1 protein-coding gene is annotated in these 518 nt (G+C 58.5%); it reads left to right on the plus strand.

Translation table 11 applies throughout. The features are described 5' to 3' along the window. Positions 1–518 (plus strand): MaoC family dehydratase (locus tag ACRZ95_RS23290; RefSeq protein ID WP_480555790.1); only part of this gene is annotated, 518 nt, incomplete at both ends.

The raw sequence follows: 518 nt of genomic DNA on the forward strand, positions 1-518 counted from the left end.
TCATCGAATATGTCCGCTGGGTGATGGTGCGCAAATCGAACCTCGATGTTCCAGCGCCAGAGGCCGTTGTGCCCGACCTGAAAAAGGCGTTGAATGCTGACGATCTGCTGATACCGCAAGGCCTGGATTTCACCGCGTATGACTTTGGACAATCAGGCGAGACGCATCGCTGGGGTGACTACGCCGTTGGGGAGACCATCGATCATGTCGACGGCGTAACCGTGGAAGAAGCCGAGCATATGCTGGCCACGCGCCTGTGGCAAAACACCGCCAAGGTGCATTTTGATCTGACGTTCCGCCCGGACGGCCGCCTGATCTATGGGGGGCATGTGATTTCGATGGCCCGCGCGTTATCCTTCAACGGTCTTGCAAATGCACAGATGATTGTGGGTCTGAATGGCGGTGCACATGCCAACCCGTGTTTCGCGGGGGATACGATCAAGGCCTGGTCCGAGGTCCTGGATAAGGCAGAGACCGGCGCTTCCGGCATCGGGGCTTTGCGCCTACGTCTTGTCGCG

The organism is Ruegeria sp. AI3, from assembly GCF_056541245.1.